This is a genomic window from Arthrobacter sp. TE12231 (assembly GCF_054062895.1).
In genome coordinates, this window is the sequence record NZ_JBSSFS010000001.1 from 2,450,371 (window position 1) to 2,463,893 (window position 13,523).

Below are 13,523 nucleotides of genomic sequence, written 5' to 3' on the forward strand. Positions count from 1 at the left end.
ACAAAACATCAACAACACGTCATCGCAGCTATTCGACAGCAAACCGGGATGCGACTGCGGTTTCCCAGCCAAGAGGGCGCCGGAACGACGCCAGCGCGCGGGAGACTTCCGCAAATGCCATCTTTGCCACGCAAGGCAACATGTCATGCGACCCCGCGCCCCAGCGGGCAAATTACCGGCGGTGGCAGTTGCTGGCGCTGTGCTGGAGCCGGGGCAGTGACACGGCGGCGAGCCATGAGCTACTTCTGCATGGGGGTGCCCCGACAGGAAGAGTTAGCCCGAGAGAGCTCGGGCTCAGGCTCCGGCTCAGCAGCGCCGGCTCAGCGCTTCACGGGAGGCGCGAGCGGGAGCAGTGCCGCCCCGGCAGTGGCCGTGTCGGCAGACATTTCCCAGACGCGGCGCAGAGCGCAGAATTTCCACCAGTGGTGTTTCAGGACGTCGGGATTGGCCCGCTGCGGACGGACTTCCGTCTCGCCTACTGCCACAGCCAGGAGGATCGGCGATTCGCCGTGCTGCCATGCTTCCCACTCCCCCGCCACGGGATCCACGAGGCTTTCTTCCGCCTTCATACCGGCGACGAGCTGCATCACGACCTTGTCATCGAGCGGTTTGACGGTGCCGTCCCGGCTGGTGCCCTTGGTCTTGTAATCGATGAGACAGGTCCGGCCGTTGATCTTCGCCACGAGGTCCAGGGTGCCGGCATAGCCGACCGTCTTGTTCCACACCGTAATCTCTGGGGCGATGGGTTCAACCTGGAAGAGCTCCCACCATTCATCGAATCGCGCAGCGAAGGCTTCCTCACCATTGGCGGCGAGGGCTTCGCGGGTTTCCTTCATCTGGTGCGGCCGGCCGAGCGCGCGCAGCGCAACCTGCTCACAGTAGTTGTGGACCCGGTCGCCGCGCTTGGCGGCCTCGTCCCGGTAGCTCTCCGCTGCCTTGGCTGCCCGGCTGACTGCCTGCCGCAGCTTGCCTGGGCTCCCCAGAATGCCGGGAAGTTCGGGATCCTGGGCAAGGCTGTTGGCCCCCATGTAGCCGAACCAGCCATCGAGTCCATGGGGCTGTTGGCCAATCACCGTAGTGATTGACGGGACGGAGAATTGTGCCGATGTGGAGCGTGCGTACATCCGGCCATAGTCAGTGGCGTGGGCGAGGAGTGGAGCAGTCATGTAAAGACTCTTTCACGGGGGTCGGACAACGATGAAAAGCAAAATGGCCCGCCCCGCATGTCAGCGGAACGGACCATTTCGTTGGTGGGCGATACTGGGTTCGAACCAGTGACCTCTTCGGTGTGAACGAAGCGCGCTACCACTGCGCCAATCGCCCCAACGACATTGAATGCTAGCCCACCCGGCCGGATTTTAGAAATCGGCGCCGATGACGACCCCTCGACCGGGGTCACGCCCGTCGTTACCAAGGGTCGGCCACTACGCCAGACCACTGCCCGCGCGAGCAGCACCTCACCCGGCTCCCAGCAACGCGTCCCCAGCACAGGCGAGCCTTTACTCCCCGACTGCAGCGTCGCCTTACCAGCCCGGGCCCCGGACGCCGGGTCCCCCTGCACCCTGAAACTCCGCACGCCGGGTCCCCCTAGACCCTGGGACCCACACCCGGATTCCAGGCACGGAGTCCCCCACGAGCACGCAGCCGCCCACCCAATTCCCAACCCGGAGACTCCAAGCCCAAGCCCGAGCCCAAACGGTGGACCGCCTTCCATCGCCGCCACGGCATGCCTGCGAAGCTAATTACAGCCCTGTAATTCGTAAAATTCCCTAGAAATCAAGGAAGTAGGGCCATTGAGTCGGGGCCATCGGGCCTCGATTTGTAGATTCCCAGAACCTCCTATAGAGTTCTTACTCGTTGGAACGCGAGGAAATGCCGAATGCGGCAAGGAAATGCACCCCAATAATGCGGACGTAGCTCAGCTGGTAGAGCACCACCTTGCCAAGGTGGATGTCGCGAGTTCGAATCTCGTCGTCCGCTCGCAGGACACTGTCACGGCAAAGGTTCTTCGGAATCCTGCTTACACGGTGGGTTGGCCGAGAGGCGAGGCAGCGGCCTGCAAAGCCGTATACACGGGTTCGAATCCCGTACCCACCTCGGTGAAAACCATGGTTTCCGGTTTAGGCCGGATGAAATGGGCGATTGGCGCAGCGGTAGCGCGCTTCCCTGACACGGAAGAGGTCACTGGTTCGATCCCAGTATCGCCCACCAAAGCAAGGTAACTTGCTTGATGCAGTACCACCGGCCAAGCCGGCATGGACTTCATATTGCGGACGTAGCTCAGCTGGTAGAGCACCACCTTGCCAAGGTGGATGTCGCGAGTTCGAATCTCGTCGTCCGCTCTCTTGTGTAAATGATTGACACAAATCCACTCCGGATTCTTCCGGTTGCGGGCGATTGGCGCAGCGGTAGCGCGCTTCCCTGACACGGAAGAGGTCACTGGTTCGATCCCAGTATCGCCCACCATCAAGCAGCTCCCCTGGAGCTGCTTTTTTCGTGCCCTTGTGCGTCCTGGATGTTAGCTGGATTATCGGTATCGGGCGTTGATCTGGGCGGGCCCTGCCGGACCGGGCCACAAGGCCCTTGACAGGAGTTCCCCGAGAACGGGCTGACTCTTGGCATGACCCCTACGGGCCGTTAGTATCGGAAGCCGGAGGAGCGATCTGGCTCCGCGACCGAAGGGAGGTGCCCGTGGGTTTACTTGACGATCTGAAGGGCAAGGCTCAGCACGTCATTGGTGGCAACGAACAGGCCATCAAGGACGGCATCGAAAAGGCCGGCGATTTCGTCGACACGAAGACCGACGGCAAGTACGCCGACAAGGTCGATGCAGTGCAGAAGGGTGCTTCCGACTTCGTGGATCAAGCAGATGACAGGCCGACCACGGCCCCTGTCGTCGAGCGGCCCCTCGTCGCGGATGAGCCTCCTGTAGCCGGGGAAACCCGGCAGCAGGGCCTCTGACCCAGGTACGTCAGCGAGGTGTCGGTCCCGCCGAGAGGCGGCGCCGGCACCTTCGGCGTTTAACGACGCCGAACGAAGCAACGCGGGGATCTTCGAGCCCATCCGGAAGCTCAGGATGGGCTCGAAGTGACTCCGCGTTGCTTTGCGTGGAGGGGTTCGCCTTGGCGGGGTTTCGACGTCGGAGTGTCACCACGTCGCCGCGTTCCGGCTGCGGACGGTTCAGACTCGAGACGATACCGGCCCAGGCGGGTCCACGCCTACGCCTGTCCTCGACTAAGCCGATTGGGGGCTAAGACGGTTCGTGGTTCTGGCCCTCACGGGCAAGCGCGGTAAGCCGGGAAACGGCGCGGAAGTACTTCTTCATGTACCCGCCGGTCATCATTTCCTCGGTGAAGAGCTTGTCGAACGGCACGCCGCTGGCCAGGATGGGCACGTCCTTGTCGTACAGCCGGTCTGCCAACACCACGAACCGCAGTGCCACGGCTTGCTCGGTGATCGTGTGCACGTTCTTCCACACGACGCCTTCGATCCCGTCCAGCAACTGGCGGTAGCGGCTCGGGTGCACGCCGGCCAGATGGTTGATCAGGGTGCTGAACTCGTCGCGGGCCACGGTCTTGCCGTCGAATTCGGCCTGCATGTGGTGGGTCAGGTCATCATTGCGCAGCGGAGCGGGCGCTGCCGGCAGGCCGCGGTGGCGGAAGTCCTCGCCGTCAATCCTTACGACGTCGAACTGGTCTGCGAGCACCTGGATTTCGCGCTGGAAGTCGACGGCGGCAAAGCGTCCGTCGCCGAGTGAACCCGGTAGGGTGTTCGACGTCGCGGCGAGCTTGACGCCCGCGTCGGCGAGTTCGCGCATGAGCCGGGACATCAGCACGGTGTCGCCCGGATCGTCGAGCTCAAACTCATCGATGCACACGAGCTTGTAGTGACTCAGGGCCTCCACGGTCTTGCGGAACGACAGCGCGCCGACGAGGTTGGTGTACTCGACGAAGGTGCCAAAGGCCTTGGGGCCGGGGGCGGCGTGCCACAGCGATGCCAGCAGGTGGGTCTTGCCGACGCCGAATCCGCCGTCGAGGTAGATCCCCGCCCGGGAGGTGTCCTTCTTGCCGAAGAGCCGCTTGAACAGGCCATCGCCGTCGCGCGCGCCCACACCAGCGGCGAAGTGCTGAAGGGCGTGGACCGCGTGCGCCTGGCTGGGCTGGGCGGGGTCGGGACGGTAGCTCGAAAACGACACCTCACCAAACCGCGGCGAAGGATAGAACCCATTGAGGAGTTCGTCCACGGAAACTGCCGGCGTGCGGGCGGCGAGCTGTTCGATGTGTACCAAGGTGGTCCGTTCTGCTGGTCTCTTGTCCCCAGCAAGAATACCGGCAAGGGAAGGCCGCCCCGTGTGCGCGGATGCGAACGGGCGGCCGGCGTGAGCAAGACCACATTTCCCCGTGTGAACCCGGTGGAGCATTCCCGCGGGGCCGTGACTAGTGTTGTAACAGGCTGGCGCCGCGCACTCTTTTCCGCGCCCGGCCTCCTGACCGTTTCAGTGAAAGGCCATCACCATGTCCTACCCCGTTGAGCAGAACGAAAAGTTCGCCGCGTACGCACACCCCGAGCGCCTGGTATCCACCGACTGGCTCGCCGCTGCAATTGATGCCGGCGCGCTCGACGGCGGCAAGCTCGTGGTGGTCGAGTCGGACGAGGACGTGCTGCTGTACGAAACCGGCCACATCCCCGGCGCCGTCAAGATCGACTGGCACACGGATCTCAACGACGAGGTCACGCGCGACTACATTGACGGTGAAGCCTTCGCCGCCCTGGCCGCGGCCAAGGGAATTTCCCGGGACAGCACCGTAGTCATCTACGGCGACAAGTCCAACTGGTGGGCCGCATACGCCCTGTGGGTCTTTACCCTGTTCGGCCACGAGGACGTCCGGCTCCTGGACGGGGGCCGCGACAAGTGGATCACCGAGGGCCGTGCCCTCACCACCGAAACCACGGTTCCGGCTCCGGGGACCTACCCCGTGGTGGAACGCAACGATGCCCCGATCCGCGCCTTCAAGGAGGACGTCCTTGCCCACTTCGGCAAGCCGCTGATCGATGTCCGCTCCGCTGAGGAATACACCGGCCAGCGCACCCACATGCCGGCCTACCCGGAGGAAGGCGCCCTGCGCGGCGGGCACATCCCCACCGCGGCCTCCATCCCCTGGGCCCGCGCAGCCGCCGAGGACGGCACCTACCGCGACCGCAGCGAGCTCGAGGCCCTGTACCTGGGCGAGGCCGGGCTCAAGGAAGGCGACGACGTCGTGGCGTACTGCCGGATTGGCGAGCGGTCCAGCCACACCTGGTTTGCGCTGAAGTACCTGCTGGGCTTCGACACCGTACGCAACTACGACGGCTCCTGGACCGAATGGGGCAACGCCGTGCGCGTCCCGATCGTCAAGGGCGCCGAACGCGGCACGGTCCCGGCCGGTCGCTAGGTTCGGCGCCGGCGGTTGCGACCGGGACACAATTGCCGCTCGTGCGTAAGCTGGGAGTGATGAATACTTCTGCCCTCCCCGCCGCACTGGCGGAAATTGTTGACGACTTCCAGGCCTTGACTGAACCCGAGCGGCTTCAACTGCTCCTTGAGTTCTCGCAGGGACTACCGGAGCTTCCGGAGCGGCTCCAGGACCACCCGGAACTGCTCGAGCAGGTGGTGGAGTGCCAGACGCCGCTCTTCCTCACCATTGAGACAGAACCGGCCGACGGCGGCGCGCCGGAGCGCGTCCGGCTCTACTTCAAGGCGCCCAAGGAAGCCCCCACTACCCGCGGTTTCGCCGGCGTGCTCCATGAAGGACTCGACGGCCTCAGCGCTGCGGAAATCCTGGCCGTCCCGGACGATATGCCCGAACAGCTCGGCCTCACCCGGGCCATCACTCCCCTGCGGATGCGCGGAATGACCGCCATGCTGGGCCGGATCAAGCGCAAAGTCGCCGCCTCCGGATCCCAGCACGCGCCGGCGCAGTCCTGACCTGCGGCGCTTAGACAATCAGCTAAGGACAATCAGTCGGTATGGCCCGAAAACAGGCATCCCAGGGAACTCCGGCCACCGCGGCACTCGCGGCCGCCGGGGTTCCCTTTGTCGTGCACCCCTACGCGCATGATCCTGCCGTAGCGAGCTATGGCCTTGAGGCCGCGGAGATGTTGGGCATCGACCCCGCCCGGGTCTTCAAGACCCTGATGGTCGACGTCGACGGCCGGCTCGCCGTCGGCGTCGTGCCCGTGAGCGGAAATCTGGACCTCAAGGCGATGGCTGCGGCCTTGGGCGGCAAGAAGGCCGCAATGGCGGACCCCGCCGCCGCGCAGCGACGTACCGGCTACGTGCTCGGCGGCATTTCGCCACTGGGGCAACGCCAGTCCTCCCCCACCGTGGTGGATGACAGTGCCCTGGCGCTGGCGACCATCCTGGTCTCGGGCGGCCGGCGCGGCCTGGACATCGAACTGGATCCGGCCGAGCTCATTCGGCTTACGGCCGCCCGCACCGCGAGGATCGGCACCCGGCACGACTGACTCTCCCGGCGATCGCGCGGCACATCACGGCAGTGTTGGCGTGAATCACCGCCGCCATCTGTCAGCCCGGTGTGGACTGCCCGGCCGCCGGCTCCTGGTCCCCGGGATTGACACGGGGCGCCAGCTGCTGCCGGAGCCAGGCCATGACCTGCCGCTCCCAGCGCTCCGGATCCACATTCCATTCTTTGGTGTGCCGAGCGGTGTTGAAGGACTCGAACGTGACCATCTCGGGATTCTTCTCAGCCAGCTCGGCGGAGGGCCCATACGGGACGTATTCGTCGTCAACGCTGTGCACAATGAGGGTCGGCGTCCGCAGTTCCACGGCCCGCGACACCCAGTCCATCGCCTTGAGGTCCACCGGGGCGGCCAGCCCGGTCAGCCGCCGGCCCAGAGGGTGGCTGAGCATCAGTTGCCCGTACCGCCCCACCGACGACGGGATCCGGTTCAGCTCCGCATGGTGGGCCAGCACGTTGACCCAGTTGATCACGGGGGCGTCCAAGACCATCGCCCGGATCAGCTGCCGATGCCGCGAGAGGTCGGCCGTCTGGAGGCAGATCGCGCCGCCCATCGACCAGCCGAACAGGACGACCTCGCGGGCGCCCTGCTCCAAGGCAAAGTCAATGGCGGCTTCGACGTCGCGCCATTCAGTGGAGCCCAGCCCGTAGCGCCCGTCGCTGGCTGACGGAGCCAGGCCGTCGTTGCGGTAGGAGATCAGCAGACTGGGCATGCCCAGGTCCCGAGCAGTCCGGACGGCCCTCAGGCCCTCCTGCCGTGAGGCGCCGCGCCCGTGCACCATGATCGCCCAGACGTCCGACACCGTGTCTTCCGACTCCGGTACGGCGCGCACCAGCCATGCCGGCGCGGTTCCGCCCTCGACGTCGATCAGCACGTCGTCCGCCGAAAGTCCGATGGCGGCCGGATCCGGATAGGCCGCCCCGCTCCACCAGCCGCGGCGGGCGGTGGAAATGTCTCCACTGTAGACGGTCTCGACTTCCCGCAGCACGGTGCGTTCGGCCGGCGAGTAGGAGAGGATCCGGCCGATCCGCGCGTGGCCCCGGCCGCCGTCGAAGAAGAACCCGTACACCCCGTCCACCGTGGCGTCCGGGGTTGCGGCCAGGATGACCTGCAGCCCGCGGCCCTCCCGGATCACGGCCAGCACTTCCTGGTCCGCGTCGCGGAACCTGGCAGGGGTGATGACACGGCGGGCGAAATACAGCGCGAGGGCGGATGATCCGGCGGCGAGTACGCCCGCAGCGGCGCTGCCTCCGATGATCCCCCCGACCGCCCACTTGGCGCTTCCGGACGGCCCGGCAGCGGCGGATGGAGCAGGGACCGTTGCGGAGGCTGCGGCAACAGTGGTTGCCGCTCCGCGTGTGGCGGTCCGGGAGAGATCCGGCGGGAGGCGCAAGGAGGATGCCATGGCACCATTCTGACTGAACTGTCCGACAACTACGGCATTATGGCCCTTCACGAAGAAGGGGGTTGCTCCCGCAGCACCGCGCAGGCAGTTCCCCGCCAGCGGGGACACGGCGGAGCGGACACACGGGCCGGGCCGACACGCGACGGAGACACGCCAGCGGGACACGGCATGATGCGCGCCGGGACGGAACCATGCACGGCGACACGAGCGCGACTAGGCTGGGGTCATGAGTGATCCAATCGTCATTTTGACAGAAGAGCCCCTCGGTGCGGATGACCGCGTCAACATCGAAACCCTGATTGCGGGCGGCGATGCGCCCCTGCTGATCCTGGTCCCGGCCAATACCGAGCGGCACCTGATGGTGGATTTCCTGGAAAACCTTTCCATGCTCGAAGTTTCCAAAGCCTTCCGCGAACTGACGGCGCATTCCGACCCCGCCGAGGAGCGGGCCGAAGCCGCCGACACCCTGGCAGCGTCCCTTGCTGCTTTGGCCGGCCTCGGCGGCGGAGTCTCGGGCGAAATCGTCGAGGGCAAGGCCGTGGATGGCCTGGTCGCCAAGGTCAAGGAACTCAGCGCCGGGCAGGCCGTGGTGATCACCCGCCCGCACGCTGTCGCCGACACCTTCCACACCGACTGGGCCACCAAGGCACAGGACAAGCTGGGCCTGCCCGTCCTGCATCTGTACGCCGGTTCGGGATTTATCGGGGACTCCTAAGCGTTATTGAGGCTATGAGCATCTTCAAGAACAGGCCCAAACCCATGACCCTGGCAGTGCCCTCCGCCGAGCCCGACGCCGGCACCGCCACCACGCCGCTCGAACACAACCAGGTCGAACACAACCCGGTCGAAAAGACGGATGCCCAGTGGCGCGAGGAACTGACCCCTGAGGAGTACCGGGTGCTGCGCCAGGCCGGCACCGAACGGCCCTACACCGGCGAATACTGGGACACCCACACCCGGGGCGTGTATCAGTGCCGGGCGTGCGGCACCGAGCTCTTCACGAGCAATGAGAAGTTCGACTCGCACTGCGGCTGGCCGTCCTTCTGGGCGCCGCTTGCCGACGGCACAGTCCGCTATATCCACGACCGCACCATGGGCATGGACCGGGTGGAAGTCCGCTGCGCCACGTGCGATTCCCACCTGGGCCACGTGTTCGACGGCGAGGGTTACGGCACCCCCACGGACCAGCGGTACTGCATCAACTCCGTTTCGCTGAAGCTAGTACCCGCGGACGACGCCGGGAAGTAAGCCCGCCTGCCGGGCCCGCCGGTGCCGAAACGCCGCCGACGGGCCCCGCAGCCCTCCCTCTTCTTCCGCTGGAACAGTCTTTCGGAATCACTTGCCACAGTCTTTCTTATGCTCGAGGCAATTTTGCATTAGAGCTGCTGTTTGCTTGCTACGCTCGATTTAGATCCAGCGACACGCACCACAGCTACTAGAAAGGCGACCGTCGACGATGACCACGACCGCTCTTACCGCCCCCGCCCAGATCACGGCCAGCAACCAGGAATGGCTGCGGCTCAAGGCTGCCGCCACCGCGCTGCAGGCCCTTCAGATCCAGGACGGATCCGTCCCGGAACCCACGGCCCACGAAGCCGCGGCCGGGTACGTCGCAACCATCACCGCAGCGATTTCGGCCCTGGCGCCGTCCTTCCCGCACGACGCCCGCTACCTTGAACTGCTCGTCACCGACTTCGGCCGCTGGGCCGATGGCGGCTTTGGCGTGCCGGACTTCCTGGATTCCCTGCAGGCCTTCCAGCCGCAGCAGCACCGCGTCAACGGGCTCCAGCACCTCGTCGTGTTCCCGATGTACACCCAGAACGGCAGCAGCAACCGCCTGGTCGAGGCCGTGCTGATCGAGGTCATCTGGCCCGAGTTCATCGGCGGCCTGGAACAGGGCGAATACTCCAACAAGCTCTTCGTCCCGATCCGCTTCCTCGACTTCACCCCGGGCTACAACACCAACTCCGCCGTGCTCTTCCCCGAGACCGTCGCCGTCCGCGAGACCCCCACCTTCACGTGGGGCGCGATCTTCGCCGACCGCGAGGCTGCCCGCTTCCGCCGCGTCCTGCGCGCTGCTGCGGACATCACCTCGCTGCAGCTTCCCGACGACGCGGCAGCACTGCTGGAGGATCAGAAGCTGACGCAGGAAACGTTCGTCATGTGGGACCTGATCCATGACCGCACCCACATGCGCGGCGACCTGCCCTTCGACCCGTTCATGATCAAGCAGCGCATGCCGTTCTTCCTCTACTCGCTCGAGGAACTGCGCTGTGACCTCACCGCCTTCCGCGAGTCGGTCAAGATCGAGAAGGACGAGGACGCCGACCCTGAGGCACGCCGTCACGCCAAGCTCGTCCAGTACGCCGTGATCTTCGACCGCATCTTCCGCTTCGCGATCACCGGAACCCGCGTCCGCAACTACGACGGACTCGGCGGCCAGTTGCTCTTCGCGTGGATGCACCAGCACCACGTCCTGCACTGGACCGACAGCAAGCTCAGCATCGACTGGGACGAAGTTGCCGACGTCGTGGTTGAACTCGGCGCCCGCATCGAGGAACTGTACTGGCGCTCGATCGACCGTCCGAAGATGGCCCACTGGCTCGCCGCCTACGAACTCATCTCCGGCACGGTCACGCCCAACCCGGCGTCGGTCTGGGCCAAGGGTCCGGACGCCCTCCCGCTGGCCGGCCCGCCGCGCGGCCTCACGGACCAGGTCCTGGACGACGAGTTCCCGCTCTCCATGTTCTACGAGGCCCTCGAGAAGAAGATGCGGCCGGTCATTGAATCCACCGCCGGCATCACGGGGTCTTCTGACACCGGAGAAACCAGCGGCAGCGGCGCCGAGGCCCTGAACGCCGGATGAGTGCCGGACGCACTTTGAACGTGCTGGTCACGGGGGGCAGCGGGCCGTCGGGAATCGCGACGGCCCGCGCCCTGCGCGACGCGGGCCATGCGGTCTTCACCGTCGGCTCGGACGCCGCCCGGATCGAGGCCGCCGCTGCCGACGCCGGCAGCGGCGTCACGCCGCTTGTCTGCGACCTCGCCAGCCTGTCTGACGTCCGCGCCTTGCGGTCGAGCGTCGCGGGCCTGGCAGGAAGCGTCGACGGCGTCATCCACCTCGTGGGCGGCTGGCGCGGCGCGAAAGGCATCACGGACCAGAGCGATGAGGACTGGGACTTCCTGGAACGCAACGCCGTCACCACGCTGCGGAACGTCAGCCGTGTCTTCTTCGATGACCTCGCGGCCTCGGACACCGGGCGCTTCGCCATGGTGTCCTCAACGGCCGTGAGCGCCCCGACGGCCGGCGGCGCCAGCTACGCCGCGGCCAAGGCTGCAGCCGAAGCCTGGACGCTGGCGGTCGCGGACGGCTTTCGACGGGCCCGGCCCGCGGCCGACGGCACAGGAAGCACCGAGCCAACCGGCCCAGTGCAGCACGCCACCGGCCAAGACAAAACGGGACTAAGCAGCGCCGCCGTCATCTTCGTGGTGAAGGCCCTCGTTGACCCTGCGATGCGGGCCAAGGCCCCCGAGCGCAAATTCCCCGGTTTCACGGACGTCGCAGACCTGGCGGCTGCCGCCGTCGGGCTCTTCAGCACTCCCGCCGGGGAACTGAACGGCCAGCGGTTGCTGCTCAGCCACTGAACTCCCCCCGGACTTAGCGCCGTCTCCGGACTTAGCGACCGGACTTAGCCCTTGCGGGCCGACCTCTTAGACTGAAAGCGTGAGCAAAGCGATGACCAGCACAGTTGAAACTGCCCCTGCCAGCACTGCGGTGCGGCTCCATGATCCCTCCGTCCGCGGCTTCGCCTCGGACAACTACTCCGGCGTGCACCCGGAGGTCCTCGCGGCCCTGGCTGCCGCCAATGAAGGCCATCAGGTCTCCTACGGCGAGGACGAGTACACCGCCCGCCTGCAGAAGCTGATGGAAGACCACTTCGGCGACGGCATCGAGTGCTTCCCCGTTTTCAACGGCACCGGCGCCAACGTCCTGTCCCTGCAGTCGCTGCTGCCGCGCTGGGGTGCCGTAATCTGCGCCTCCACCGCCCACATCAACATGGACGAGAACGGCGCACCGGAGCGGATCGGCGGCATCAAGCTCCTGCAGGTCCCCACCACCGACGGCAAGCTCACGCCTGCCCTGATCGACCAGGAAGCCTGGGGCTGGGGCGATGAGCACCGCGCCCAGCCCCTGGCCGTCTCCATCACCCAGACCACCGAACTCGGCACGTGCTACACCCCGGAGGAGGTCCGGGCCATCGCGGAGCATGTCCACTCAAAGGGCATGAAACTGCACATGGACGGCGCCCGGCTGGCCAACGCCGCCGCGCACCTCGGCGTTCCGCTGCGGGCCTTCACCCGCGATGCCGGCGTGGACATCCTCTCCTTCGGCGGCACCAAGAACGGCCTGCTGTTTGGTGAGGTCGTCATCGCGCTGAACCCGGATGCCGCCCACGGCCTGATCTACCTGCGCAAGATGAACATGCAGCTGGCCTCGAAGATGCGCTTCATGTCAGCGCAGTTCATTGCCCTGCTCGAGGGGGATCTGTGGCTGCGGTCGGCCTCGCACGCCAACGCCATGGCCACCCGGCTGCGCGCCGGCGTCGAGTCGATCCCCGGCGTCACGCTGAGCCAGAAGACCGAGTCCAACGGCGTCTTCGCCATCCTGCCTGCCGGTGTCGCAGACCGGCTGCGTACGTCCTTCCGCTTCTACGACTGGAATGAGGCGGCCCGTGAGGTCCGCTGGATGTGCTCCTTCGACACCACCGAGGAAGACGTTGATTCGTTCATTGCGGCCATCAAGCGCGAACTCGCAGCTGCCTGAGCCCTGCACTGCTTCCCGTGTCCGGCGGCGAGCCTGCCGGGCAGGGGCGCAGCCGTTGCATAATCTTCCATGGTGAGCTCCCTCGATCAGGTTCCGGCAGATTTCCTCTTCGCCTTGGGGACCCTTCGACAGGCTCGGTGCCGCAGCGAACTTCACCTGGATGAAATTCCGGCGCCGTCGCGGCTGGCACCGTTCGCCGTCGCCTTGGGCGCAGAAGTGATCGGCCCGGGCGAATCCGCCGGCGGTGCGGTCCACGGCCCGGCCGCTGCGGCTTTGGCGCGTGCGTCCGGCAGCGACGACGTCGAACTCGCCACCGGCCGCTTCATCCTGCTCCACGATCCCGATGGCTCGGCCGTGTGGGACGGGGAGTTCCGGATCGTCACCTACATCCGCGCCCAGCTGGAACCTGAGATGGGCAACGACGAACTGCTGGGATCGGTGGCGTGGACCTGGCTGGTCGAGGCGCTGGACAACCACCAGGCGCCCTACCGCTCCGCCGGCGGCACGGCCACCAGGGTGCTCTCAGAGAGCTTTGGAACGTTGTCGGACCGGCCGGATTCGATCGACATCGAACTCCGGGCTTCCTGGACCCCCGCCACCCCGGACATCACCTCGCACCTGGAGGCGTGGTCGGACATGGTCTGCACCTTCGCCGGGCTGCCGCCCCTGCCCGAGGGTGTCACCCCCCTTCCCCGGCGCCCCCGCGGACACGCGTGAGGCGTTTATTCGGCCACGGTCACGGCCTTATACGCCATGTTGTCGGTAAACTGTAGA

General features: G+C 66.1%; 13 protein-coding genes and 6 tRNA genes. 15 read left to right on the plus strand and 4 right to left on the minus strand.

The window, feature by feature from the left end:
* Window positions 1-320: 320 nt before the first annotated feature.
* Window positions 321-1,166: a cytochrome gene (locus tag ACVWYS_RS11110; protein WP_344365735.1), complete on the minus strand. Its 846-nt coding sequence runs from the start codon at window positions 1,164-1,166 to the stop codon at window positions 321-323.
* A gap of 82 nt (window positions 1,167-1,248) precedes the next feature.
* Window positions 1,249-1,323 (minus strand) — tRNA-Val (locus ACVWYS_RS11115).
* Window positions 1,324-1,907: 584 nt separating this feature from the next.
* On the opposite strand from ACVWYS_RS11115, the gene ACVWYS_RS11120 reads away from it, so the two are divergent.
* From ACVWYS_RS11120 to ACVWYS_RS11145, 6 genes are all read left to right on the plus strand, one after another.
* Window positions 1,908-1,980 (plus strand) — tRNA-Gly (locus ACVWYS_RS11120).
* A 46-nt stretch (window positions 1,981-2,026) separates the two neighbouring features.
* Window positions 2,027-2,097, plus strand: a tRNA-Cys gene (locus ACVWYS_RS11125).
* A 39-nt stretch (window positions 2,098-2,136) separates the two neighbouring features.
* Window positions 2,137-2,211 (plus strand) — tRNA-Val (locus ACVWYS_RS11130).
* A gap of 58 nt (window positions 2,212-2,269) precedes the next feature.
* A tRNA-Gly gene (locus ACVWYS_RS11135) sits at window positions 2,270-2,342 on the plus strand.
* A 49-nt stretch (window positions 2,343-2,391) separates the two neighbouring features.
* Window positions 2,392-2,466 (plus strand) — tRNA-Val (locus ACVWYS_RS11140).
* A 225-nt stretch (window positions 2,467-2,691) separates the two neighbouring features.
* On the plus strand, window positions 2,692-2,961 hold the full coding sequence (locus ACVWYS_RS11145) for an antitoxin (RefSeq protein ID WP_456509736.1): 270 nt from the start codon (window positions 2,692-2,694) through the stop codon (window positions 2,959-2,961).
* Window positions 2,962-3,250: 289 nt separating this feature from the next.
* Here ACVWYS_RS11145 and zapE read toward each other — a convergent pair whose 3' ends face one another.
* Window positions 3,251-4,288: a cell division protein ZapE gene (zapE, locus tag ACVWYS_RS11150; protein WP_116768161.1), complete on the minus strand. Its 1,038-nt coding sequence runs from the start codon at window positions 4,286-4,288 to the stop codon at window positions 3,251-3,253.
* A 226-nt stretch (window positions 4,289-4,514) separates the two neighbouring features.
* Here zapE and ACVWYS_RS11155 point away from each other — a divergent pair, with 226 nt between their 5' ends.
* Genes ACVWYS_RS11155 through ybaK form a run of 3 tightly spaced genes read left to right on the plus strand, consistent with a single transcriptional unit; the run spans window position 4,515 to window position 6,504 of the window.
* Window positions 4,515-5,432 (plus strand): sulfurtransferase, encoded by a 918-nt coding sequence (locus ACVWYS_RS11155; protein WP_456509737.1) that lies wholly within the window; start codon window positions 4,515-4,517, stop codon window positions 5,430-5,432.
* A 59-nt stretch (window positions 5,433-5,491) separates the two neighbouring features.
* A complete protein-coding gene (locus tag ACVWYS_RS11160; RefSeq protein WP_344365728.1) occupies window positions 5,492-5,965 on the plus strand; it encodes a SufE family protein in 474 nt (157 codons plus the stop codon).
* Window positions 5,966-6,006: 41 nt separating this feature from the next.
* Entirely contained in the window at window positions 6,007-6,504 is a 498-nt protein-coding gene (gene ybaK / locus ACVWYS_RS11165; RefSeq protein WP_456509738.1) for a Cys-tRNA(Pro) deacylase, read from the plus strand.
* Window positions 6,505-6,565: 61 nt separating this feature from the next.
* On the opposite strand, the gene ACVWYS_RS11170 is transcribed toward ybaK, so the two are convergent.
* Window positions 6,566-7,924 carry an alpha/beta hydrolase family protein gene (locus tag ACVWYS_RS11170; RefSeq protein WP_456509739.1) on the minus strand — a complete coding sequence of 453 codons (1,359 nt, stop codon included), beginning with the start codon at window positions 7,922-7,924 and terminating at the stop codon, window positions 6,566-6,568.
* Window positions 7,925-8,150: 226 nt separating this feature from the next.
* Between ACVWYS_RS11170 and ACVWYS_RS11175 the strand changes: the two genes are divergently transcribed.
* The 6 genes from ACVWYS_RS11175 to ACVWYS_RS11200 all read left to right on the plus strand — a co-directional run bounded on the left by ACVWYS_RS11175 (window position 8,151) and on the right by ACVWYS_RS11200 (window position 13,466).
* The gene (locus ACVWYS_RS11175) at window positions 8,151-8,639 is read left to right on the plus strand and encodes a hypothetical protein (RefSeq protein WP_116768165.1); all 489 of its coding nucleotides are present in this window, start codon (window positions 8,151-8,153) and stop codon (window positions 8,637-8,639) included.
* Window positions 8,640-8,653: 14 nt separating this feature from the next.
* Window positions 8,654-9,172: a peptide-methionine (R)-S-oxide reductase MsrB gene (gene msrB / locus ACVWYS_RS11180; protein ID WP_344365719.1), complete on the plus strand. Its 519-nt coding sequence runs from the start codon at window positions 8,654-8,656 to the stop codon at window positions 9,170-9,172.
* Window positions 9,173-9,380: 208 nt separating this feature from the next.
* A complete protein-coding gene (locus tag ACVWYS_RS11185) occupies window positions 9,381-10,790 on the plus strand; it encodes a DUF6421 family protein (protein WP_456509740.1) in 1,410 nt (469 codons plus the stop codon).
* Complete coding sequence (locus tag ACVWYS_RS11190) at window positions 10,787-11,569, plus strand: SDR family NAD(P)-dependent oxidoreductase (protein WP_456509741.1); 783 nt, start codon at window positions 10,787-10,789, stop codon at window positions 11,567-11,569. Before ACVWYS_RS11185 ends, ACVWYS_RS11190 begins: the two co-directional genes overlap by 4 nt.
* Window positions 11,570-11,660: 91 nt before the next feature.
* Entirely contained in the window at window positions 11,661-12,749 is a 1,089-nt protein-coding gene (locus tag ACVWYS_RS11195) for a threonine aldolase family protein (protein ID WP_344365745.1), read from the plus strand.
* 69 nt (window positions 12,750-12,818) lie between these two features.
* Window positions 12,819-13,466 carry a DUF3000 domain-containing protein gene (locus tag ACVWYS_RS11200; protein WP_344365713.1) on the plus strand — a complete coding sequence of 216 codons (648 nt, stop codon included), beginning with the start codon at window positions 12,819-12,821 and terminating at the stop codon, window positions 13,464-13,466.
* Window positions 13,467-13,523 lie beyond the last annotated feature (57 nt).

Excerpts from the sequence above, each read along its gene's own strand:
- ACVWYS_RS11110 (WP_344365735.1), bottom strand. The coding sequence starts at position 1,166 with ATGACTGCTCCACTCCTCGCCCACGCCACTGACTATGGCCGGATGTAC.
- ACVWYS_RS11155 (WP_456509737.1), top strand. The coding sequence starts at position 4,515 with ATGTCCTACCCCGTTGAGCAGAACGAAAAGTTCGCCGCGTACGCACAC.
- ACVWYS_RS11160 (WP_344365728.1), top strand. The coding sequence starts at position 5,492 with ATGAATACTTCTGCCCTCCCCGCCGCACTGGCGGAAATTGTTGACGAC.
- ybaK (WP_456509738.1), top strand. The coding sequence starts at position 6,007 with ATGGCCCGAAAACAGGCATCCCAGGGAACTCCGGCCACCGCGGCACTC.
- ACVWYS_RS11170 (WP_456509739.1), bottom strand. The coding sequence starts at position 7,924 with ATGGCATCCTCCTTGCGCCTCCCGCCGGATCTCTCCCGGACCGCCACA.
- ACVWYS_RS11175 (WP_116768165.1), top strand. The coding sequence starts at position 8,151 with ATGAGTGATCCAATCGTCATTTTGACAGAAGAGCCCCTCGGTGCGGAT.
- msrB (WP_344365719.1), top strand. The coding sequence starts at position 8,654 with ATGAGCATCTTCAAGAACAGGCCCAAACCCATGACCCTGGCAGTGCCC.
- ACVWYS_RS11185 (WP_456509740.1), top strand. The coding sequence starts at position 9,381 with ATGACCACGACCGCTCTTACCGCCCCCGCCCAGATCACGGCCAGCAAC.
- ACVWYS_RS11190 (WP_456509741.1), top strand. The coding sequence starts at position 10,787 with ATGAGTGCCGGACGCACTTTGAACGTGCTGGTCACGGGGGGCAGCGGG.
- ACVWYS_RS11195 (WP_344365745.1), top strand. The coding sequence starts at position 11,661 with ATGACCAGCACAGTTGAAACTGCCCCTGCCAGCACTGCGGTGCGGCTC.
- ACVWYS_RS11200 (WP_344365713.1), top strand. The coding sequence starts at position 12,819 with ATGGTGAGCTCCCTCGATCAGGTTCCGGCAGATTTCCTCTTCGCCTTG.